Consider the following 23,826-nt stretch of genomic DNA (forward strand, 5'->3'; position numbering starts at 1 on the left):
GTTATTTTAATCCTTTTTCAAACCAACGCTGCATTAACATGACGATCATGCATGGTGGAATTAAAGCGATAAGCGCAACGGCCATAATATAATGCCATTCAGGAACTTGATCGGCGACACCGGCAAGATAACGAATGCCCATAACTATAGTGGCCATTTTGGTTTCTGTAGTAATTACCAGAGGCCAGAGATACTGATTCCATCCATATACAAATAATATGACAAATAAAGCGGAAATTTGAGTACGGGATAGCGGTAATACAATGTCAAAGAAAAATCGCACTGGCCCTGCGCCATCGAGTTTTGCGGCATCAACCAGTTCCTTGGGAATAGTTTTGAAAAATTGACGGAACAAAAATGTACCTGTAGCTGATGCTAATAATGGCAGAGATAATCCAGTAAATGAATTCAATAATCCGAATGATGCCACAACCTGAAAAGTAGGAACTATTCTGACTTCAACAGGCAACATCATTGTTGCAAAAATAAGTGCAAAGCATGATTTTTTAAAAGGAAAATCAAAGTAAACCAAAGCAAAGGCAGATCCTAAAGCCAATATAATTTTTCCAAAAGCAATACCAAAAGCCATGAGCAGACTATTCAAAAGCATCACGGTAATTGGTTCGCCCCCAGTAACAGCCATTCCTTCAGTTAAAACCAGTTTCAGATTTTTAAAAAAAGAAGTGCCGGGTAGTAAAGGAAGCTGGGATTGCATCATAGCAGAACCTTCATGACTGGCGGCAACTATTGCAAGGTATAAAGGTAATAACATAAAAAGAATAAAAACACATAAAAGACCATGAGAGAAGAAGCGATTTAAATGGCTCATTCGTAATGTACCTTTTTTTCAAGATATTTGAATTGAACTAATGAAACGAGAATTACAATGACCATCAATAACACCGATTGGGCTGATGAACTTCCCAGATCCATTCCTTCAAATCCATCCTCATATACTTTATAAATCAAGTTGGTTGTGCTATTCCCTGGTCCACCATGCGTCATTACCTGAATTATCCCAAATGTATCAAAAAAACCATATATTAAATTCATAATTAAGAGAAAGAAGGTCGTTGGAGATAATAAAGGAAGTATAATCTGCACAAATCGTTGCCAGGAAGAAGCACCATCCATTATCGCGGCATCAATTAAGGTTTGAGGGATGGCTTTTAAGGCAGCAAAATAAAATAAAAAATTGTAACTGAATTGTTGCCAGCTTGCTGTTAAAATTACAACCAGCAATGCTTGATTCGCATTATTTACATAATCAAAATGAATTCCTATTGCATTTAAAAAATGAGTCATCCAACCTAAAGTCGGGTGACACAGGAAGCGCCAGAGTATGGCTGCAACTGCCGGAGCTATAGCATAAGGCCAAATTAACAAAGATTTATATACACCCTGACTTTTGACTCTGTTATTAACTAGCGTAGCCATCAATAAACCAAGACTCATTGTAATTGCTGTAACACTGATTGCGATAATAAAGGTAACCCAAACTGCCTTAACATAGCTGGGATCATCAAACAGATCTGAAAAATTGCTTAAACCTGCAAAATGCTGATGCAAGCCGAAGGCATCAGTATAGTAAAATGACTGAACCAATGCGCCACAAGCAGGCCAAATAAAAAACACTACTGTGATAAAAAGTTGCGGTACTATAAATAGCCAAGCATAGAAACTTTGGTGATTAAATTTAGCCATTAGCCAACCATGGAGCGGTAAATGATGTAATAATAATTACAACTCTCTAAATAAAGATTATATAGCTATTTTGAATCAATTTGCGAGCGCTAATAACGATAATATAGTATAAATTATTAATATTAGTATCATTGAGTTAGAGTGTTCATAAGCAACTTCTCTATTCATGCGGGAATTTCGTCACTCAGAGCGCAGTAAAGGATCTCCAAATGCAGGCACAGCACTACGTTCGAGAGAGTTCTCATTGCATTCGGAATGACGTTTCTCAGGGTTATTAAGATCTTAGGTTCACAAAGGGAGATATTTTTTGCGATATATTCATATAGAAAATCCAGGTTCACACAGTCAATTAATTATGACTGAGGGAGCCAAACCTGCATTCTCTCCAAATCAAATACTCATTAAAGTCCATGCTACCGCATTAAACAGAGCCGATTTAATGCAACGTTTAGGCAAATATCCGCCTCCTACCGGTGAATCAGATATTCCAGGTCTCGAAGTGGCAGGAGAAGTGATTGCAATTGGAGCCAATGTAAAACAGTTTAAACCTGGAGATAGAGTATATGGACTGGTTGGCAGTGGAGGCTATGCAAGCTATTGTGCTGTTGAGTCTTCATTAGCTCATTGTATCCCCGCACAGTGGAACTATTCTATGGCAGCGGCTATTCCTGAGGCTTTAACCACTGTCTATGCGACTCTTTTTGATCTGGGTTCTTTAAAAAAGGGACACACTTTATTGATTCATGGCGCAGGAAGTGGCATCGCTTCTTTGGCAATTCAAATGGCCAAACTCAGCCAAGCAAAAGTAATTACCACTATTGGAGACGAGAGCAAGCGACAAAAGGCACTGGAATTGGGAGCTGATTTAGTAATAAATTATAAAGAAAATGATTTTGAAAATTTAATTGAAGATCACAGCATTAGTTTAATTATAGATTTTATAGGTGGGGATTATTTTAACAAGCATCTTCATTTATTAAAGCCCAAAGGAAAATTAGTACAAATCGCCTGCTTGAAAGGAAGCAGCGTTGAATGCAACCTGGCTCTGATAATGCGTAAAAGGTTGCAAATCATTGGATTTGTATTGAGAGCACAAAGTGTTAAAGAAAAAGCCAGATTATGGAGATTAGCGCATCAAAACTGGTTTAATCATCTGCAAAACCTTACTCTCAAACCAATAATAGATTCGGAATTTCATTTCAATCAAATTGAACAGGCACATGAACGCATGCAAGAAGGAAAACACTTTGGAAAAATAGTGGTTCTTATTGATTAAAGTGGTATTGATTCAACATTAAAAGGATGTCTAAACCCGTCATCAATTAATTATCAATCTCCAGCTATTTGTTCCTGAACTAACGACACATTTTATATGTCATCCTCGCTAAAACGAGGACTTCCAATTTGTCCTGAGTTTTACTTTACATCCGACAATGTCTACGTACCGCGGCTTGTCCGCGGTATCCAGAGATAAGGAACGGATCTAGCATCATAGTGGATACCGCGGACAAGCACTGAGAGATGGTCACAAAATGTGAGCGTAACCAATTGATTTATAATTAAAAATCGACGTACCGCGCTTTATGCGCGGTATCCAGGCTTTGCTCCTAAGGAAAACAGTATTTGCATAGCACTACCATCACTATGGATACCGCGCATAAAGCGCGGTACGTAGGCACTTATAAGATGCTTCAATTTTGTGAGGATCTCTCAGGGACAAGCCGCGGGACGTCAAAATTGGAATGATCTTCAAACCCTAAAATGAACACAATTATTCAGACATATCAACTTTCTTTTCTTCAGTCTTTGAACCAAGCTTTAAAGTTCGCTCCAGCAATTGCGTATAAATGGGTTCATTACCCATTAATTGCACTATTGTTGTTGACGTGATGCAAGTAATCATCAAAGGCAGTATTAATGAATAATTTTGGGTCATTTCTACAACCAATACGACGCCGGTTATTGGAGAACGTACTGAGGCAGCGAACAAAGCCCCCATTCCTGCAACAGCAAACATCCCCGGATGTATTGATGTATCAATACTAAAATATCCAAATAAATGGTAAGCAGCCAAACCCAGCAAGGTTCCCAAAGCAAGCATCGGGGCAAAAATTCCTCCGGGGATGCCTGTAGAATAAGACATCATCGTTGTAAAAAATCGGATAACTATTAATAAACATAAAACACCGAATGCAGGAGACATGGTCAGCGCCTGATTAATAATGTCATAACCACCACCGACCATTTGAGGATGAATATAGGCCAGATATCCTACTAAAAATCCAACAATCAGCACATAGATCATTTTATTCCTGGGATGAAGAGTATCCAGTAGACGAAGTGTTCCCATTAACACTAAATTAAACGCGATACCCACGAATCCCACTACAATGCCAAACAAACAAAACCACCACAAAGCACTCAAACTGGGTAATTCAAATAATTGCATTTTAATTGCTGGATCTGGCCCAATAATCGCATGTAAGGTAATCGTTGCCATAACACAACAAATAATAACCATTTTAAAATTGGTAAATGAATAATTAAATTGATTACGCATTTCTTCCATAACAAATAATACACCAGCAAGCGGTGCATTAAATGCTGCAGCAAGACCGGCGGCAGATCCCGCAGCAATTAAAGTATCTCGTCTCTCACGTGGGAGCCGAAGTAAATCACCCAACATGTCCCCCAGATTTCCGCCCATCTGTATCGTAGGGCCTTCACGTCCCATAACCATATTTGCAGATATAGACAAAATTCCACCGAAAAACTTTACCGGAATTAAACGCTTCCAAAATATTGGGCGAATATGAAGCAAAGTACCTTCTATTTCAGGAACTCCGCTACCCGAAGCTTCTGGAGCAACGAATTTAACCATTAAAAAAGCCAGCAGAACCATCATCATAGTCACCAGCGCAGAAATTAATCCTTCAGGCCAACCATGAGCACTGACTACACCATAAAATGAATTCATTAAGGATACCAGGCCGGCAATAGCTAACTGAAACAAGGATGCTATAGTACCGGTTATCACCCCTAAAACGATGGATACAGCATAAAGAATCAGTATTTTTTTGCCCATTTCATTTCACCATATCCATTAAATTAGTAATAATTCTAAGACCAGCCTGATGGGTTAAAGACAGAATGGTTTCTGGATGAAACTGCACTGCGTGCACCGGCAGATGTTGATGACTAATAGCCATGACTACCCCGTCATCACTCATTGCGGTAACCAATAATTCTTTTGGCATTGCTGCTAATCGGGCATAAAGAGAATGATATCTTCCTGCTTTAATTGAATGACCCATGCCATTAAATAAACCATCCGATTTTAAAATAGTGATCTGGGATGATTTTCCATGCATGGGATAATCGAGCACATCCAAAGTTCCGCCGAAGTGTTCCACAATTCCTTGCAGCCCGAGACAGACACCAAATAATGGAATGCCGCGATTGATGATGTCCTGAATGGTGGCCGATAAATTAAAATCAGCAGGTCTTCCTGGTCCAGGTGATAAAACCACCAAATCGTACTTACTATTTTGTAAATAGCTTAGTGCATTATCATAACGAATAGTACTTACTGAAGCCCCTGTCTGACGAAGGTAATTCGCCAGAGTGTGAACAAAAGAATCCTGGTGATCAATAAGCAATACTTTTTTATTCTTGCCTGTCTGAGGGAATGATAGGACATTTTTATTAAGTTGTGGCTCAGAATTTCTCAGAAGATCCAGAAAAGCGGAAGCTTTCAAGCGAGTTTCCTGTTCTTCTGACTCGGGAACTGAATCATAAAGTAAAGTAGCCCCTACCCTGACCTCAGCAATACCTTTTTCGATTCGCACTGTACGTAATACCAGGCCCGTATTTAAATTGCCATCAAAACCAAACCAGCCTACCGCACCTGCATACCATTTCCGAGGTGATTTTTCATGCTGTTCTATAAAGTTCATCGCCCAAATCTTTGGAGCGCCTGTTACAGTAACCACCCACATATGCGTTAAAAAAGCATCCACGGAATCAAACTCTTCCCTTAAAATGCCCTCAACATGATCTACAGTATGGATAAGCCGTGAATACACTTCGATTTGACGTCGTCCAATAACCTTGACACTCCCTGCTTCACATATGCGTGATTTATCATTGCGATCGACGTCAGTACACATGGTCAATTCAGATTCTTCCTTTTCAGAATCCAATAAAAACTGAATGTTCTGTGCGTCTTCAATAGCATCAGCACCTCGTTTAACAGTCCCCGAGATAGGACAGGTTTCTACTCGCCTGCCTTGTACTCGTACATACATTTCGGGTGATGCTCCGACCAGATATTCTCCTTCACCCAAATTAATGAAAAAACCATAAGGAGATGGATTGGTACGGCGCATTTTACTAAATAATGAAGAAGGTTGATCAGTAAAATGGGTGTAAAAAGTCTGGCTGGGCACCACTTCAAATAAATCGCCACAAGCAAAGCGTTCCTTCGCCTTCTCAACAACCTGAGCGTATTCCCCAGGAGCATGATCACACTCCTTTAGAGGTTTATTCGGTGACTTATAGGGTGAATAAACTCCATCTCGAGCTAGAGACTCTGTTGATTTACCTTGATATTGAAAGTCATAACGCCTTAAAAAGGCCTCTTCTTTACGGTGATTTACAATATAAATTTCATCAGGTAAATAGATCACCATTTCTCTTTGAGCATCGTCTCTTTTTTTATGTTGGGTTAATTGTTCAAATTGGTGAATTAAATCAAAACCAAATGCACCATATAATCCCAGATAGTGCTCCTCTTCCGATTTAAAAAACGCCAGAATTAATCGGATAACACTAAATACTGAGGGTTGGTGGCTTCGCTCCTCTTCACTGAATACCCTATCAGTTGATTTAATTGTGAGTTGGCATAAAACATTCGTATTGATGCTTATTTCCAGATTATCCTGCGCTGTTAATAAAGGATGAAGAAAAGCCAATAAAACTTCCCCACGCTGATTTAACGCTTCTATTTTAATTAAATTCTGTTTACATACTATCGCTAGTGGAGGGTTATAAAATCCAATATCCCAACAGGTATAACGCCCAGGAAACTCAAAACTTGAGGCAAACAATGCGCCTCGATGAGAATCGATGCGTTCAAGCAATGACTCTATTCCCTGACGATAATCCAGAGAATGTTGAGAAAACTCGACATGAACACCCCCTTGGGTTTTATAATGCTGTAACATGGTTGTAACACTCTATAATAATGAACTGCTATTCATTCTACTTTAATTAAATCCTTCTGCAAGAAAGTGATTTATTAAATCGTTCAACAGTCCTGATAATAGGTAAAATTCCTATTATGAAGAATCCAGCAAAGTACTGAATCGGCACATAGTGAGTTCTAATCTATATAATTCGTTTTCCAATGACTCCAAGACTTCATTTTCATTACAATCTCGCTATAATGGGGAACTTTCGATTTGGATGCCATTATGACTATCTCGACCCAGGATTTAGAAAAAATTGCGCGTTTGGCTTATTTGGAAATTGATGCTGAACATTCAACCCAATTAACTCAGGAAATTAGCTCAATAATGGATTTTGTGGATCAACTTCGGGCAGTTGATACCACTGAAGTAGCCCCACTTTTTCATCCTTTCGCACTGCATCAACGCTTAAGAACTGATGAAGTTACAGAAGAGGATTGTATCGCTGAACTGGAAGCAATTGCCCCCATGTTTGAAGACAATCTGTATTTAGTCCCTAAAGTTATAGAATCCGGTAAATAATCATGGAACAACTTTCTCTGAACCAACTCTCCAAAGCCCTCCGTAACGGAGAAGTAAGCAGTGTCGAACTGACGCAGAATTGCATTAATAAAATCCAGACAAATCAGCATCTTAATGCATTTATCAGTGTTGACGCAGATCAAGCGCTCATTGAAGCGCAACTGGCAGATCAATTAATAAAAATGGGTCAAGGCAGCGTGCTGACAGGAATTCCTATGGCACTTAAAGATCTCTTCTGTACCCAAACCATGACGACGACCTGCGGCTCCAGAATGTTGGCAGACTTCAAAGCTCCTTATGAAGCGACCATAGCAACAAAATTAAAAGGACATGGAGCGATACTGATAGGCAAAACCAACATGGATGAATTCGCCATGGGATCCGCGAATGAAAACAGTTATTTTGGGGCAGTAAAAAACCCCTGGGATAACGAACGCGTACCCGGTGGTTCATCGGGTGGCTCAGCTGCGGCTGTCGCTGCAGGTCTCGTGTCCTACGCTATTGGTTCTGATACAGGAGGCTCCATACGACAACCAGCCGCATTTTGCGGAATCAGCGGAATTAAACCAACATATGGATTAGTCTCGCGTTTCGGTATGGTCGCCTACGCATCAAGTCTGGATCAAGCAGGACCTTTAGCGAAAAGTGCAGAGGATCTTGCGTTGATTTTACAGGCAATGGCTGGTTTCGATCATAGGGATTCTACTTCAGTTGATCATTCTCTCCCGGATTATAGTGCTGAAATTAATAAGCCATTGCATGCATTACGAATTGGTCTACCATCCTGTTTCTTTCAGCCAGAAGTTGATGCAGGAATTCAGCATGCCATATTGGAAGCAGTCGAGGTATTTAAAAGCCTTGGAGCGCACATTGTTGAAATGGACCTGAAACTGCAACCATTATGGGTTCCTTGTTATTATGTCCTCGCATGCGCGGAGGCATCATCCAATCTGTCTCGTTATGATGGGATACGTTTTGGTCACAGAAGTAAGAAATCAAACAGCCTCATGGAGTTAATAACTCATTCACGCAGTGAAGGCTTTGGCGCAGAAGTAAAACGCAGAATCCTCACCGGCACCCATGTTCTTTCCGCTGGATATTTTGACGCATATTATGTTCAAGCACAGAGAATCAGACGGTTAATTCAGGAAGAATTAATGACAACCTTGAATTCAGTAGACGTTATCCTTGGCCCGACCACACCAACCTGTGCGTTTAAACTGGGGGAGAAAATTGCCGACCCGATTCAAAATTATCTTGCAGATGTATTTACTGTAGCGGCTAACCTGGCTGGATTACCAGCTCTTTCAATACCCACAGGGTTTGATAATGGATTACCCATCGGGTTGCAGTTAATGGGTAAACACTTTAGTGAAGGTCACCTGCTTAACATAGCCCATCAATACCAACAACATACCAGCTGGCATTTGTCCAGCCCAAACAACATAGGGTGATTTATGGAATGGGATACCGTAATTGGGCTTGAAGTACATGCTCAATTAAAAACAAAATCCAAATTATTTTCAGGCGCATCTACTGCTTTTGGCGCAGTACCTAACTCACATACCTGTTTTATTGACTCTGGATTACCTGGAGTATTGCCTGTATTAAACCAACAAGCAGTGGTTATGGCGATACAATTAGGATTGGCGATCAATGCGGATATCAATGATTTATCCATATTCGAAAGAAAAAATTATTTTTACCCTGACTTACCTAAAGGTTATCAAATCAGCCAATTTCAAAAACCTATAGTCAGCAATGGACAATTAAAGATCCAGCTTGATGATGGCAGTCATAAAATTGTAGACATTGTTCGTGCTCACCTGGAAGAAGACGCAGGAAAATCCTTGCATGAAGCTCACAATAATTATACAGGGATTGATTTAAATCGCGCGGGTACACCCCTACTAGAAATTGTTACAGCTCCCTGCCTGTATTCAGCAGAAGAGGCAATTAAATACTTAAAAACACTTCATCAACTCGTGAGATTTCTGGGTATTTGCGATGGTAATATGCAAGAAGGCTCTTTCAGATGCGACGTCAATCTCTCCATTAAACCCAAAGGCTCCAAAGTTCTGGGCACCAGAACGGAGCTCAAAAACCTGAACTCATTCAGATTTATTGAAAAAGCAATCGCCTTTGAACGCTCCAGACATCAGGATGTACTTGAAAGTGGTCAAAAAATAATTCAGGAAACTCGTCTTTATAATCCTGATACGAATTCAACGCATACGATGAGGGATAAGGAGAATGAAAACGATTATCGATATTTTCCTGATCCTGATTTATTACCCATACAGGTTACTCGATTTCAAATAGCTGAAATTAAAAACAGTTTACCTGACTTACCCGAAAAAATTATCCGGGAATTAAATGATATTCCCTCATTAAATGATGAGGATATAAATTTTATATTATCATCCCCTGAAGCATATCAATTTTATAAGACTATAAAATCACACACCAAAAGTACTGATAAATTAATTATTAACTGGTTAAAAGGACAGTATGCTGCTTCGCTCAATGAACATGGTTTGTCTTTTGATACCCTGCCAATTTCAGCAAAAACCTTGGCTGCGTTATTGGATAAAATCCAGGATAATTCAATTTCCTCCAATATAGCGAAATCTATCTTCACCAAACTCTGGGATGGCAAAGATGATGTTGACGCCATAATACAGCGTGAAGGGTATCAGCAAATGGATAATAGTGCTGCTCTGGAAGAACTGATCATAAAAATCATTCACCAATATCCAGATCAGGCAGCAGAATATAAAGCAGGCAAAGAAAAACTACTGGGCTTTTTTGTCGGTCAAATAATGAAACAGACCAAGGGTCAGGCCAATCCAGAGCAAATCAATAACTTAGTTAAAAAACATCTTGGCACTCACTGACAATCCTGCATAATTCTAACAACGCCCGACATAAAAATTCCATGTCGGGCATTGCTTTCACGACCTAATCACCCTATCTGCTCTATTCACTTTTGTTACCATAAAGCACTTAATATTGAGTTAATGTGAGTTCGATATAATCTTAACTAAAGCAGTATCGAGGGGTAATAAAAATGAGAAACCGATCTTTAAATTTAATTTACTCTACCAAAACGAGTAAGCCCTCAGATTTTTTTGGCAAAATTAAACAGATGAATAATATAGTCCTCAAATTTAAAAAAGAGGACATAATTAATGATTTTAGTTCAGATGATGAAACAGAAATAGGAAGATCTGACTCATATGCTGTATTTCCAGAATTAAAGCAGCTGGTTAACCAGGAACATCAAATCACAATCGATAACTTCAGAGCTAGTTTGGAACTGCGGGGTATTTCTGATCCTACGTTTCAAAACAAAATACTGTCTCTGATATTACAAAATAAAGCTGGAATACACTTTGGCCTGGGTTCTGCCTTCAATGCTTTATTTGCAGGTAGTGAACATCCGTTTTATTTAACTTCTGATTACAATCTCAATATTGAAGTAAAAAATAATCAACGAGTGAAACTTATCTATTTGGCTAGTTGGCGAGATATTACCAAATCCACCGCTAAGCCCCAGTTAAGCGCTAGAGTCGAAGTTGATATTACTCCAAATAGAGTTGCTATCGATACATGCAATATTACTCAGATTACTGAAACTCCAGAAGCAATAAATGCGTTTAATTATCTGGAAGCAAACCAGGCGAATATATTTCAAAAAATTATCCTATTTTTAATGAATTACTTTAAGATCAATTCAGATATCGAAATTGAAAACGTATATTATGATAAGACTCCATGGAATTTAAATACCAGGAGATATGAAAAAGAATTAAATAATGATGAGCTAAACGAGTGGGATCACTCAGAGCAGACTGAGCCTTCAGATCTGTCTGTTCTGGATGAAGATTCAACAGAAGGATTACATCCTACGTTAACAGCACATTAATTGAATTAATCAAAAGTACCAAAACATTTTGATTGAATCGTTTAGTGGATTACAAGTTTATCGAATAGTAACTCGATTCAGTCAGAATTAAGAATATTTAGATCAATACGAAGCGTTGTTTAAAAGGTTTTTATGTTACATCAAAAGACGAATACTCAAACATCAGGACGCGAGACCTTTACTACTGGTACAGGCAATTTTGTGAGGTATAAAAACTATATGATGTGTAAAATGGAGTCGGTCGATAAGCCGGGTTCTGTCGCGGACAATCATTCATCTGGGACACACGTCACCGTACGCCTCAAGCGACCTACCCGAATCCCGTGCGGGCCGCACGATATGACTTTGCAGTCAACTGGATTCCTATTTGGTCTTGCTCCGGGTGGGGTTTTCCCTGCCACGACTGTTGCCAATCGCGCGGTGCGCTCTTACCGCACCATTTCACCCTTACCCGCTTGCTCTAATCAATTTAAGGACCAGCCTCAAAAAGAAGAACAAGCGGGCGGTATATTTTCTGTGGCACTTTCCGTAGGTTCACACCTCCCAGGAGTTACCTGGCACCCTGCCCTTTGGAGCCCGGACTTTCCTCCCTTTGTCGAAACAAAGAGCGATTGCCTGACCGACTCTGTTATCAATAGTAGCAGAGTGCTTAGCCAAAGACCACATATACCGATGAATAAATACTGAAAACTAATAAAGAAGTGCTGTATCCAGATAATAAATATCCAAATTAGAAATCACGAGTTCCAATAAATTCATCATCAAAATAACGCTTCAATTTGGTGCGTAAAGTACCGCGGCTAACACCAAGAACTCGAGCAGCTTTTGATTGGTTGTAACGTGTTAGTTCCATAACTGTGCGAAATAAAGGAGCTTCTACTTCTTCTACAATTAATTGATATAAATTTAAATTAGCATCCTTATTACCAACGCTGGTTAAATAACCTTTTACTGCACTAATAACTTGATGCGACAGTGCTTCGTTACCTTGAACCACTTCTTGCATAACTGCATTCATTTTAATCTCCTAGTACAAAATAATGAATAATATATTATGTTCGGCAGATCCACGCACCGAACACCATGACCGATATAATAACAAATATCTCAAAGAGTGTAAACATTGTTTCAATGATATTCATTTCTTAAGGAAATATTAAGAAGATTTATTGTATCATTTTCGAAAGGATTGTTAAAATAATTGTATGATTTATTTAATAAAATAGTCATTTAATAAGTTTTAAAAAAAATTCATTATTTTTTTTTCATATTGACTATTCTTAAAAGTAATAATAACGCCTTATGACCTGTTCTTGAGGATACCTCACAAGGTGTGAATGAAAATCAATGTTTTTAGTTAATATCGCCGCTGAAATTAAAGATATATTTAAAGGTGATTGGCAATTCAAAGGAGCAGACAAGTACATTGGTTTTCATCAAGGCCCTGTTCTTCCTCCTGGTGATCAGCATACGCCTCAAATCGTGTTGCTTTATGAAAAACCAAATCATAGGTACATTTACCACACCCATGTTTGCCTTTGCTGTTAATTATATAATTATTACAACCAAACAGAATCTGAACTTTGCCCGTGAAGCCCACTTTTTGTAAATACACCGAATGATCCTCGCTGATATCAATTAAATTTGCACCACTGTCAGGATTAATCAGGTCATCTGCAGGAGTTGCTATAATGATAGATACAGTCGACAAATCAGTTTCAGAAGCGATTTGCGAAGCAATCCATCCGGCATGTTTAGGACCAATAGAGGTCGTATGATATATAATTGCTTTTTCAACACCATCATAATTTGAAAATGAAAAAATATAGGCGCTGCATGTTATGAGAGGCAAGGCCAACAGGGTTACTGTATGTTTACTGTGCCGATCAATGATTAAACCTCTGATGCAATCAGTATCACGCTCCCCTATATAGTAATAGTTATCCTTAACAGGATACTCAAAACTGAGGTCTATAGATGGTTTTACCAAATATCCACTTTTATAAAATCTTAATTCATACACGTTAGCTTTTCTCCCTTTATAAGCCTGGCGCATCATATGACAAGATGTTTTTTAACAAAAAAGATGGGCATAGAACACGATACGCATTCTATGTTAGACCAATGCTGGCATGAAGTACTTAATTTAAAACTTAGGAGTCTTCAAACAACAGTAAAACTCTCTCCACAACCACACTGGCCCGTTTGATTAGGATTATTAAAAATAAACTTATAATTTAATCCCTGCTTGACATAATCAACATGCATATTTTTAAGAAAAGGAACACTGGACTTATCGATGCAGATTAAATAATCACCAGACAGAGGCATCACAACATCCCCTTCCAATGGTGATTTTACATAATCCACTACATAAGACAGACCTGAACAACCTGTTTTTTTGACAGACAATCGCACACCACGATTATCAGGGTTTTTATTCAAATAGGAGACCAGGTGCTTAATTGCGGAATCAGTTAAAGTAATCCCCGGATCAACATTGCTGACGTGTTGCATCACCACGCTCATGATTCATACCCCTCAAGTTTCTTCTTTATCAATTTCAAGCTCTCTTTATAAACATCTTCTATGAGTAAAGCAACAGGATATTGACTTATCGGAATTTCCAACTCATTAATTAACAACTGATAATTAACGGACTCTGGTTTCAATACATCAGTGCCTTCAACCCTTCGACACAACCATTCCATAGCGGCAATAATAAAAGGATTTCCATTCGCCTTGAAACACGCCTTACTGATCAATCCAATAGGTGAACATTGAATGTATAAATCAATAATCGCTGTCGGCTTTTGCTGTTCAATTCTATAATAACTAACCAACGGTTCTGCTAAATCAATAACTCCAACATGCCTAGGTTGAAAAAAACAATCCTGCACTATTTTATTATATATCATATTGGTAACATTTCACGCAATCGATTCACCTGATGGCAAATTACTGATATCGTCTTTTCAATTTGCTCTTTTGTAGTAAATCGTCCTATAGATAATCTGATGGAGCTTTGCGCCATATCATCAGTCAGACCAATAGCTCTAAGGACATACGAAGGTTGTATGCTTGCCGACGTACAGGCTGAAGTAGTAGAAATAGCCAACTCCCTCAATGCTAATAATAAAGCATCCCCATCCAATCCCGAAAAAGACATATTCAGGTTCCCGGCGATACGCATATCCTCATTACCATTTAATTGAATTCCAGCTAAATGCCTGACGCCAGCCCATAATTGCTGTCGATAAGACAGGAGACGGGCCTGCTCCTCTTCACGTTCCTGTTCCGCCAACGCAAACGCTTCTCCAAAACCTACTATCTGGTGAGTAGCCAGTGTACCAGAGCGCAAACCACCTTCATGGCCACCACCAAAGGTTTGAGGCTGTAATCTGATTCGCGGTTTATGTCGAACGTATAAAGCCCCTATCCCCTTTGGTCCATACATTTTATGTGCAGAAAAGGACATTAAATCTACAGGAAGCGTACCTAAATTGATGGCTAACTTCCCTGCACTTTGCGCTGCGTCAACGTGAAAAATGATGCCTTTGTTTTTCAATAATTCACCAATTGCCGCGATATCCTGAATCACGCCGATTTCATTATTTACATGCATAATGGATACTAAAATGGTATCTTCTCTGAGTGCAACTTCAAGTTTTTTTAAATCGAGTAAACCATCAGGCTCAGGTTGAAGATAAGTAACCTGAAAACCTTCTTTTTCTAATTGATGAAAGCTGTCAAGCACTGCTTTATGTTCAGTACTCATGGTGATGAGATGCATTCCCTTATTTTTATAGAATCTCGCTGCACCTAAAATCGCCAGATTATCAGACTCTGTGGCACCAGAGGTGAATACTATATCTTGTGCTGATGCGTTTACTGCATCTGCAATGTGCAAACGAGCTCGTTCAACGGCCATGGCAGCTGTCTTGCCATAAATATGTGTAGAGGAAGCAGGGTTACCAAAATGAGCATCTGGGCCTAAATAGCGAATCATCTGTTCTATAACTCTGGGATCTACGGGTGTAGTAGCCATATAATCCAAATATATTGGCAAATTAGACATCAATATCACTCCTGTTCTTTTTGCCAGCCCATTCCAGAGATTTTTGAACCTGACTCAACATCCCCCGTAAAATGCTGACTTCCATTTTTTCCAAGATAACCCGATTAAATAATCTCCGAACACGTTGCATTAATTTTCGGGGATTAGCTGCTTTCAAAAATTGAATTTCAATAAATACATCTTTTAAATGATCATAAAACTGTTCAATTTCATCCGCAGTCGCATATTCATCAGTCCGTGATGAAACCTCCGCTTTTGGTGATAACAGATTCATTCGTATTTCATAGGCAATAATCTGAACTGCCTGTGCCAAATTAAGTGAACTGTATTCAGGATTACTTGGAATATTGATATGATAATGACATTTCAATAACTCTTCATTTGTAAGTCCTGCATGTTCTCTGCCAAATACAACTGCAACCTGAGTGTTATCAGATTGCCGGCCAATCAGCTCTGCGCTTGAAACAGGAAGTAACCCTGGCAAGGAAAGACCTCTCGGTCTCGCGCTGGTTGCCAGAATCAACTGACATCCACTCAGGGCTTCCTCTAAAGTATGGGTCACTACGGCTGTTTCTAATATATCATCTGCCCCAGCTGCCATTTCCTTTGCTTTATAATCTGGAAATGACTTGGGTGTGACCAGATAGAGGGAATTTAAGCCCATGGTTTTCATGGCACGTGCTGTTGAGCCTATATTTCCTGGATGTGAGGTTGCAACTAAAACAATACGAATTGAACTTAACTTCATAAAAAAAACTTATATTTAATACTTTCTCTAACTATATCACAGCATTTATTGATTGGACTTCTCTATGTACAAAAAATTTGTGGTAGAATTGCTGATTTTGTAGATAAAGAGTATATCCATGGAACCACTTTTAAATATAGCAGTCAGTGCAGCACGTCAAGCCGGCGAAATCATTATCCGACACATGGAACAAGTGGACCGTTTGAAGATTACAGCTAAAAACAGTCAAGAGTATTTTAGCGAAGTGGATATAAAGGCAGAGCAAAGCATTATTAATGCAATCCATAAAGCTTATCCAGAACACGGAATTCTCGCAGAAGAAAGTGGTTTCCAGGAGGGTGATGGTGAATCAGTCTGGATTATTGATCCACTAGATGGTACTTCCAATTATTTACATGGATTTCCATTTTTCTCCGTTTCCATTGCGTTAAAAATTAAAAACAGAATTGAACACGGTGTAATTTATGATCCATTACGTCATGAATGTTATGCTGCCAGCAGAGGACGCGGTGCTCGATTAAACGATAGACGAATCAGAGTGTCCAAACAAACGCTATTGAGCGCATCACTCCTTGGAACCGGTGTGCCCTTCCGTAACCTCAGTCTGGCTCAAAGATATTTACCGACTTTTGAAGCCTTAATGGGTAAATGCGCAGGTGTTAGAAGAACCGGTTCTGCCGCTCTTGATTTAGCTTATGTTGCCAGTGGTCGTCTTGATGGATTCTGGGAATTGGGTTTACGCCCCTGGGATATCGCAGCAGGCTCTCTATTAATTAGAGAGGCAGGTGGTTTAATTAGCGATATTCATGGCGGAGAAGATTTTCTGCAAAACGGTGATGTGGTTGCTGGAACTCCTAAAGTATTCAAATCACTGTTACAGACCATTGCTCCCGCATTGAAATAATACGATTAAATGAGGGTGAGTTGACAATTCATTAATTTATTTCCAACGTCTCGCAACGTCTATATCGGAAATGTCAACACATCCTCATAGTGTCATCTTCGCGAATGAAGAGATCCGCCCATAAAATTTGCTCTTTCCCACATTGTTGCATGGATCCCCGCTTTCGCGAGTATGACAGATCGTTCAGAAACACATCGCTAAACAGCACTATAGAAATTGGCAACAACTCTTACTTAAAACCTGGTTTAATTCCAAAACTTAAAGGTAATTCATCTGCCATGGCAGTACCAATATTTTGAGTTACTCGTTCAAACAAATTTTGTTTTTGAGTGTAATCAATAATATTATCGATTTTGATAATTTCACGCGCCACCTGGCCACTACTGCCATAACCGTCAATCAAACCATTTGCCAGTGCCTGCTCACCTGTCCAGAACAAGCCAGAAAACGTGTCTTCATCAATATGCAAACGGCTGCCTCTTCCTTCTTTCACCCGATTGATAAATTGTTGATGAATGATATCGAGCATGGTTTGCAATTTTTGTTTCTGAGTATCAGTAATCGGTGAAAACGGATCTAAAAATCCTTTATTAGAACCCGAAGTAACCAATCTTCGTGTTACTCCGATTTTCTCCATACCATCAACGAAACCAAATCCATTGTATAATACGCCTATAGATCCCACCAGACTTGAGGGGCTGGCATAAATACTGTCAGCGCCTACAGCAATATAATAAGCGGCTGAAGCACACATATCCACACAGACAGAATAGATTTTGATGTTGGGATATCGGGCTTGATAATACTTGATGGTGTTATACATATACTCAGCTTGAACAGGGCTGCCGCCAGGACTGTTAATCCTGAGAATCAAAGCCTTCAATCCTTTATTTTTATAAGCGCTTTGCATTCCTTTGGCAAAATTATCCGAGTTTACGTTCTTTGAATCAAAAATCTCACCATTCAGATCGATTAAACCGACATGAGCTTTAATATTCGTACCCGTGCTATCACTGCTGTATGAGACAATTTTATAACCTATATAAGCTATAATAAGAACAAACAGAGTTCGTGAAATCCATCGCCATCTGCGCTTTCTCTTTTTTTCTTTCATATAATCAAGAACAATTTGATTAAGCAAAGTTTGCGAATCTACATTAGAATCAGTTAAATCATTATTCATTTTAAGCTCTTGAAAAAATTAAAACTGTCCCCATTTTACGGCAGTAAGAAATGAAATAATACCCTAAAATAACTATAAAGGTGAAGCTATGCGAATGGACAAACTAACTTCAAAATTTCAAATGGCTTTGGCCGATGCCCAGTCATTGGCGCTAGGTAGAGATAATGGATTTATAGAACCTGAACACTTAATGAAAGCTTTATTGGATCAACAGGGAGGTAGCTGTAGACCCCTGCTCACTAAAGCAGGAGTCAATATCGCGCTCTTAAGAACTCTGTTAGATCAGGCATTGGAAAAATTACCTAAAGTATCAGGCACTGGCGGAGACATACATATATCAAATGCCCTCAATCGACTGCTTAATCTAACGGATAAACTATCTCAACAACGAAAAGACAATTTTATATCCAGTGAATTATTTGTTCTCGCGGCAATTACTGAGGACAGTTCGCTCGCTAAAATGTTAAAACAGGCTGGTGGAGACATAAAATCCATTGAGAAAGCCATTGATGATTTAAGAGGCGGCGAAACAGTAAATGACGCGAACGCTGAAGAGCAACGCCAGGCCCTTGAAAAATACACTCTGGATCTGACTGAACGAGCTGAACAAGGGAAACTGGATCCGGTCATCGGTCGTGATGATGAAATCCGTCGTACCATTCAGGTTCTGCAAAGAAGAACCAAAAATAACCCGGTTCTCATCGGTGAACCAGGCGTTGGTAAAACAGCGATAGTCGAAGGATTAGCTCAACGAATAATCAATGGAGAAGTTCCAGAGGGGTTGAAAGATAAACGATTGCTTTCTCTGGATATGGGCGCGTTGATCGCTGGAGCAAAATTCCGTGGAGAATTTGAAGAACGGCTGAAAGCAGTACTCAATGATCTGTCGAAACAGGAAGGCCAGATTATTCTATTTATAGATGAAATACATACCATGGTGGGCGCTGGTAAAGCTGAAGGTGCAATGGACGCAGGAAATATGCTTAAACCAGCCCTGGCTCGTGGTGAACTTCATTGCATTGGTGCTACAACCCTTGATGAATACAGACAATATATTGAAAAAGATGCAGCGCTTGAGCGTCGATTCCAAAAAGTGCTCGTTGATGAGCCCAGTGTTGAGGATACTATAGCGATCCTCAGAGGATTAAAGGAACGATATGAAGTACATCATGGGATTGAAATTACTGATCCAGCGATAGTTGCTGCAGCAACACTGTCTCATCGATACATCAGTGACCGTCAGTTACCTGACAAAGCGATTGATTTGATTGATGAAGCGGGAAGTTTAATCCGTATGGAAATAGACTCCAAGCCCGAAAGCATGGATAAGCTGGACAGACGATTAATCCAGTTAAAAATCGAAAGAGAAGCTTTGAAAAAAGAAAATGATGAAGCGTCCAAAAAACGTTTGGTTGATTTACAACACAGCATCGATGAACTGGAAAAAAGCTACTCTGATCTTGAGGAAATCTGGAAGGCCGAAAAAGCGACCATGCAAGGTTCCACTCAGATTAAAGAAGCATTGGAACAAGCCAAACTTGAAATGGAAACAGCCAGAAGAGCCGGTGATTTGAGCAGAATGTCGGAATTACAGTACGGCCGAATCCCTGAACTGGAAAAAAGACTGAGTCAGGTCGCTGCTCTGGATAGTGTGGAAACCAAGTTAGTACGCAATAAAGTAACTGAAGATGAAGTTGCCGAAGTGGTTTCAAAATGGACCGGGATTCCCGTTTCAAAAATGATGGAAGGCGAAAAAGAAAAGCTACTTAAGATGGAAGAAGCCCTCCATAATAGACTAATTGGACAGAATGAGGCGGTTGATGCTGTTTCCAATGCAATTAGAAGGTCACGAGCCGGTTTGTCAGACCCGAATCGTCCCATTGGTTCTTTCCTCTTTCTGGGGCCAACCGGAGTAGGAAAAACAGAATTATGTAAAGCTCTTGCCTCATTCCTTTTTGATACTGAAGAAGCCATGATTCGTATCGACATGTCTGAATTCATGGAGAAACATTCTGTAGCCCGATTAATTGGCGCTCCTCCAGGATATGTAGGATATGAAGAAGGAGGATATTTGACAGAAGCAGTACGACGCAGACCTTATTCCGTAATTCTTCTGGACGAAGTGGAAAAAGCTCATACCGATGTCTTTAATATTCTTTTACAGGTAATGGATGATGGTCGTCTCACTGATGGTCAGGGACGTACAGTGGATTTTCGTAATACCGTTATTGTGATGACCTCTAATTTAGGATCTCAGTTGATTCAAGAGATGGGCAGCAAATTTGATTACGATCAAATAAAATCGGCTGTAATGGAGATGGTAGGACAACATTTCCGCCCAGAGTTTATTAACCGTATTGATGAAACTGTGGTATTCCATTCCTTGCTCAAGGAACAAATCGCCAAAATTGCTGAAATTCAGATAGCATACCTGCATCATCGGTTGAAACAGCAAGATATCAATCTTGAAGTTACACCAGAAGCTTTGGCCTATCTTGCTGAAGCAGGCTTTGATCCGGTATATGGAGCCAGACCTTTAAAAAGAACAATTCAACAAAAGCTGGAAAATCCACTGGCTCAATCCTTATTAAATGGAACATTCCGTTCAGGAGAAACTATAAAGGTTACTTATAAGGATGGACAACTGCAGTTTACCGCACATTAGAATGATGAACTTTATGTTCAGAACTATTGTGCGGGAATTTTGGATGAATAAAGACCGAAGTTCCGCAGCTTGTCCCTGATCGATCCTCACTATTTATACGTCATCCTCGCGAAAGCGGGGATCCATGCAAAAATGAGGCATTGTGCTAATTTTTAGGATAGATCCCCGCTTTCGTGAGGATGACAATCTTATAAAAATTGCAAAATAAGATTAATCAATATGCATTTTAAAAAAGTGAGGCACTCTCAGGGCTTGTCCGGCGTTGTTGCAGATTTCCCCTGCTCTTTCTCTTTTCCCTCGCCCCACCTCAGCGAAGTGGTTAGGGTGAGGGGGAAGTCTTCAACAGCGTCGGATTGTCCTTGGAATGTCAATGCTATGACAATACATCAAGTGAACCATTCATCTTAAACAGCAAGACTACATCAATACAAATTTCTTCTCTTCAGTACTCTCTACTTCATGTACTTTACATTTCTCAGTTAATTTAATGATGCAATTGCTAAGATAAGTATCCAATCCGGAGCGATCATTAAAGTATTCATAATCTAAAACGACCGACGGATTATATTTCATATATTGTTGAAAAAAATCAGCGCCATTTAGCATGTCTTTAAAAGTTAAATCGTCTGGTGACCTCGAAATACCCAAAGCCTTATGAAGTTCAAAGACTAACTCTCGTTGTATACTACCTGATAATAGCAATAATGAATAACCACCAACTACCGTATAAGTTGCTGTATCTAGATTAGCTTTTGTCATATAAGAGACAAAAACGGAATGATCCATAGTTTCAAGATTGTCCTCTATCATAGGGGTATATAACAGATCAGCAATCTTCTCTCTAATTGGTTTTGACTCTACATTACTTATCAAATGTTGCTCTATATCTGCAATTTTTAATTGTTTAAAATCACGGTGATCTTTAGCTAACTGCTTACACCATTTTACTAGAGTCTCATCTGTTTCCTTCTGATCGGCATCGACCTGTCTAACTAAAGATTGAATAAATCTAATAGCTTTAAACTGTAATAAAACCCCTTGTCCCCGGGCCAGATGGTCTTTGATAATGTCTTCCAGATAAGGTTGAAAATTTGCATCATTAGCATAATGTGGGTATTTGAGAAATCGATCATTTAACTTCATATTCTCTCGAAATGCGGTTAAAGCAGTGACTACAGTGGATACATCAAGTTTTTCTAAATCACTCTTTCTGTAATCCTTCGGCATTTCATCAGGAAGCCCCAATGCTTTTCTTACTGCAACAAAGAGCTGGCAATTTCGTTCATCATAAGGCTTAAACAAATAAGAGAGATATGAATTCGATCTATCGTATTCTTTTAATATTCTAAAATATCGATGCAACAAAGCACCCAGCAAAAACTGAGTAGCCTGTTTGCATTTATCTTCTTTACCTTCCTTCAATATTTCCCGCAACTCGATACATAACTGATTTAAAGCATCCTTGGCAGTATCTCGATCGCTTTTACAATTAATAACACCATCAGTCCTGGCCAGGAGAATTTCCAGTGCGCTTGGTACAACTTGTTCCTGCATTGATGATGAAGCTGCTGAAGGTTGAGAAACGGGGACAATTTTATACCTGCCGAGCGTAATTGAAAGCTTTTCATCCAAATTAAGAGTATCGGCTCTTAAGCTCGGAAATGAGGGTGGAGTAAATGGCATACAACCTCCTTTAAGACTTATTAGTCATCCATATTGAACAAAACATACCACAATAAGCACCATACCATGAATCATCTGGAATGAATCTGGAATTTCGAACTTCTTCAATATCCCCTTGTATCATTGTGCCCAAACGATTATTTAAATCATTATAAATTTTTTTATCTGTTCTATGCTCATAAACATAGGAGCAATATTGGCTCAGTGCTGTCAAACTTTGATCAAACAGATCGTTAGTAAGATCCGACAGTGAGCTGATCCCTAAATCGTGTTGCAATAGATCAATAAAATTTTTATTTACATAAGAACATACAGTTGAACTATAACGCGACAGCATCAATATGTATATTCCTATTAGCACCTTGTTTTTAAAGTCTATAAACTCTTCGGGCTTGACTACTGAATGTCGAAAAAACGATCTTACGTATAAAAGTAAACTATCATCAAGATCTGTATTAAAACTATCAGCTATCATGCCAATAGTCATCGAGTCATCAAGAGAACCACTATTAGGTATTAACGCAGAAAAGAAGCCCATGCAGCCCAGATATTGAGAATTGCTTCGCGTTAACTTTCTGGTAAGTAGCATTGCGTTTTGCTTAAATACGGCAAACTCGAGCATGGCTTTCCTCCTGCTGGTGTTCACCCGCAAAAACTGCAGCGAGTAATTTGTCCGTGATAATCAAGACACCTTCATTTTTTATATCAACCTATAAAAAATATTGCAACTATTAATTTATCTATTTGACAACAAATATTTCAAATCGTTAAATTAACACAGGAAAGTAACTGTTAATGACGACATTCCGAACTTAGTGATCTCCTGATTATGATTGTGCCACGTTGAGGAGATCCTTCACTGCGTTCAGGATGACGAACAATAACCCGTCATCCCGAGTAAAATGAGGGATCTCCTGAATGTGGCAGGAGTATGATTATTGTGCCACAGTCAGGAGATCCTTCACTGCGCTCAGGATGACGGATAGGTTCAGGATGACGGATAAGCTCAGGATATCGGATAAGTTCAGGATGACGAATAATAACCCGTCATCCCGAGTAAAACGAGGGTTCTCCTGGATGTGGCAGGAGTATGATTATTGTGCCACAGTCAGGAGATCCTTCACTGCGTTCAGGATGACGGATAAGTTCAGAATGACGGATT

Annotated in this window: 20 protein-coding genes and 1 other RNA gene; 7 read left to right on the top strand and 14 right to left on the bottom strand. The window is 39.3% G+C overall.

Going from position 1 to position 23,826, the window contains the following annotated elements:
- Position 1: 1 nt before the first annotated feature.
- Both ugpE and Lqua_RS06815 read right to left on the bottom strand, forming a co-directional pair.
- On the bottom strand, positions 2-829 hold the full coding sequence (ugpE, locus tag Lqua_RS06810) for a sn-glycerol-3-phosphate ABC transporter permease UgpE (protein ID WP_058473520.1): 828 nt from the start codon (positions 827-829) through the stop codon (positions 2-4).
- Complete coding sequence (locus tag Lqua_RS06815) at positions 826-1,704, bottom strand: ABC transporter permease subunit (RefSeq protein ID WP_058473521.1); 879 nt, start codon at positions 1,702-1,704, stop codon at positions 826-828. Before Lqua_RS06815 ends, ugpE begins: the two co-directional genes overlap by 4 nt.
- 307 nt (positions 1,705-2,011) lie before the next feature.
- On the opposite strand from Lqua_RS06815, the gene Lqua_RS06820 reads away from it, so the two are divergent.
- Positions 2,012-2,980: an NAD(P)H-quinone oxidoreductase gene (locus Lqua_RS06820; protein ID WP_058473522.1), complete on the top strand. Its 969-nt coding sequence runs from the start codon at positions 2,012-2,014 to the stop codon at positions 2,978-2,980.
- Positions 2,981-3,475: 495 nt separating this feature from the next.
- Here Lqua_RS06820 and clcA read toward each other — a convergent pair whose 3' ends face one another.
- Positions 3,476-4,789, bottom strand: a complete 1,314-nt coding sequence (gene clcA, locus Lqua_RS06825; protein ID WP_058473523.1) for a H(+)/Cl(-) exchange transporter ClcA — start codon at positions 4,787-4,789, stop codon at positions 3,476-3,478.
- A gap of 1 nt (position 4,790) precedes the next feature.
- Positions 4,791-6,929: an anthranilate synthase component I gene (locus Lqua_RS06830; protein ID WP_058473524.1), complete on the bottom strand. Its 2,139-nt coding sequence runs from the start codon at positions 6,927-6,929 to the stop codon at positions 4,791-4,793.
- A 249-nt stretch (positions 6,930-7,178) separates the two neighbouring features.
- Here Lqua_RS06830 and gatC point away from each other — a divergent pair, with 249 nt between their 5' ends.
- The 4 genes from gatC to Lqua_RS06850 all read left to right on the top strand — a co-directional run bounded on the left by gatC (position 7,179) and on the right by Lqua_RS06850 (position 11,403).
- On the top strand, positions 7,179-7,475 hold the full coding sequence (gene gatC / locus Lqua_RS06835; RefSeq protein ID WP_058473525.1) for an Asp-tRNA(Asn)/Glu-tRNA(Gln) amidotransferase subunit GatC: 297 nt from the start codon (positions 7,179-7,181) through the stop codon (positions 7,473-7,475).
- 2 nt (positions 7,476-7,477) lie between these two features.
- Positions 7,478-8,929, top strand: a complete 1,452-nt coding sequence (gene gatA, locus Lqua_RS06840) for an Asp-tRNA(Asn)/Glu-tRNA(Gln) amidotransferase subunit GatA (RefSeq protein ID WP_058473526.1) — start codon at positions 7,478-7,480, stop codon at positions 8,927-8,929.
- Between the two features lie 3 nt (positions 8,930-8,932).
- Positions 8,933-10,372, top strand: a complete 1,440-nt coding sequence (gatB, locus tag Lqua_RS06845; RefSeq protein ID WP_058473527.1) for an Asp-tRNA(Asn)/Glu-tRNA(Gln) amidotransferase subunit GatB — start codon at positions 8,933-8,935, stop codon at positions 10,370-10,372.
- Positions 10,373-10,545: 173 nt separating this feature from the next.
- Complete coding sequence (locus Lqua_RS06850) at positions 10,546-11,403, top strand: hypothetical protein (RefSeq protein WP_058473528.1); 858 nt, start codon at positions 10,546-10,548, stop codon at positions 11,401-11,403.
- Positions 11,404-11,632: 229 nt separating this feature from the next.
- Here Lqua_RS06850 and rnpB read toward each other — a convergent pair.
- The 7 genes from rnpB to trmJ form a co-directional block, all read right to left on the bottom strand.
- Positions 11,633-12,030: RNase P RNA component class A (gene rnpB, locus Lqua_RS08085), an RNA gene on the bottom strand.
- 103 nt (positions 12,031-12,133) lie between these two features.
- Positions 12,134-12,421, bottom strand: a complete 288-nt coding sequence (locus Lqua_RS06855) for a helix-turn-helix domain-containing protein (protein ID WP_058473529.1) — start codon at positions 12,419-12,421, stop codon at positions 12,134-12,136.
- Positions 12,422-12,808: 387 nt separating this feature from the next.
- Positions 12,809-13,426, bottom strand: a complete 618-nt coding sequence (locus Lqua_RS06860; protein WP_058473530.1) for a hypothetical protein — start codon at positions 13,424-13,426, stop codon at positions 12,809-12,811.
- A gap of 140 nt (positions 13,427-13,566) precedes the next feature.
- Positions 13,567-13,932 (bottom strand): HesB/IscA family protein, encoded by a 366-nt coding sequence (locus tag Lqua_RS06865; RefSeq protein WP_058473531.1) that lies wholly within the window; start codon positions 13,930-13,932, stop codon positions 13,567-13,569.
- Complete coding sequence (locus Lqua_RS06870) at positions 13,929-14,321, bottom strand: iron-sulfur cluster assembly scaffold protein (protein ID WP_172459531.1); 393 nt, start codon at positions 14,319-14,321, stop codon at positions 13,929-13,931. The genes Lqua_RS06865 and Lqua_RS06870 overlap by 4 nt, the downstream gene beginning before the upstream one ends.
- A complete protein-coding gene (locus tag Lqua_RS06875) occupies positions 14,318-15,481 on the bottom strand; it encodes an IscS subfamily cysteine desulfurase (RefSeq protein WP_058473532.1) in 1,164 nt (387 codons plus the stop codon). Before Lqua_RS06875 ends, Lqua_RS06870 begins: the two co-directional genes overlap by 4 nt.
- Positions 15,474-16,229 (bottom strand): tRNA (cytosine(32)/uridine(32)-2'-O)-methyltransferase TrmJ, encoded by a 756-nt coding sequence (gene trmJ, locus Lqua_RS06880; RefSeq protein ID WP_058473533.1) that lies wholly within the window; start codon positions 16,227-16,229, stop codon positions 15,474-15,476. The genes Lqua_RS06875 and trmJ overlap by 8 nt, the downstream gene beginning before the upstream one ends.
- A gap of 118 nt (positions 16,230-16,347) precedes the next feature.
- Here trmJ and Lqua_RS06885 point away from each other — a divergent pair, with 118 nt between their 5' ends.
- Positions 16,348-17,133, top strand: a complete 786-nt coding sequence (locus tag Lqua_RS06885; RefSeq protein WP_058473534.1) for an inositol monophosphatase family protein — start codon at positions 16,348-16,350, stop codon at positions 17,131-17,133.
- A gap of 229 nt (positions 17,134-17,362) precedes the next feature.
- On the opposite strand, the gene Lqua_RS06890 is transcribed toward Lqua_RS06885, so the two are convergent.
- Positions 17,363-18,316 carry a S49 family peptidase gene (locus Lqua_RS06890; RefSeq protein ID WP_058473535.1) on the bottom strand — a complete coding sequence of 318 codons (954 nt, stop codon included), beginning with the start codon at positions 18,314-18,316 and terminating at the stop codon, positions 17,363-17,365.
- An 88-nt stretch (positions 18,317-18,404) separates the two neighbouring features.
- Between Lqua_RS06890 and clpB the strand changes: the two genes are divergently transcribed.
- Complete coding sequence (clpB, locus tag Lqua_RS06895) at positions 18,405-20,981, top strand: ATP-dependent chaperone ClpB (protein WP_058473536.1); 2,577 nt, start codon at positions 18,405-18,407, stop codon at positions 20,979-20,981.
- A 417-nt stretch (positions 20,982-21,398) separates the two neighbouring features.
- On the opposite strand, the gene Lqua_RS06900 is transcribed toward clpB, so the two are convergent.
- Positions 21,399-22,664, bottom strand: a complete 1,266-nt coding sequence (locus Lqua_RS06900; protein WP_058473537.1) for a cytochrome P450 family protein — start codon at positions 22,662-22,664, stop codon at positions 21,399-21,401.
- Between the two features lie 10 nt (positions 22,665-22,674).
- A complete protein-coding gene (locus Lqua_RS06905; protein ID WP_058473538.1) occupies positions 22,675-23,286 on the bottom strand; it encodes a hypothetical protein in 612 nt (203 codons plus the stop codon).
- Positions 23,287-23,826 lie beyond the last annotated feature (540 nt).

The sequence above is a fragment of the Legionella quateirensis genome, from assembly GCF_001467955.1.
In the GTDB taxonomy this organism is placed as follows: domain Bacteria; phylum Pseudomonadota; class Gammaproteobacteria; order Legionellales; family Legionellaceae; genus Legionella; species Legionella quateirensis.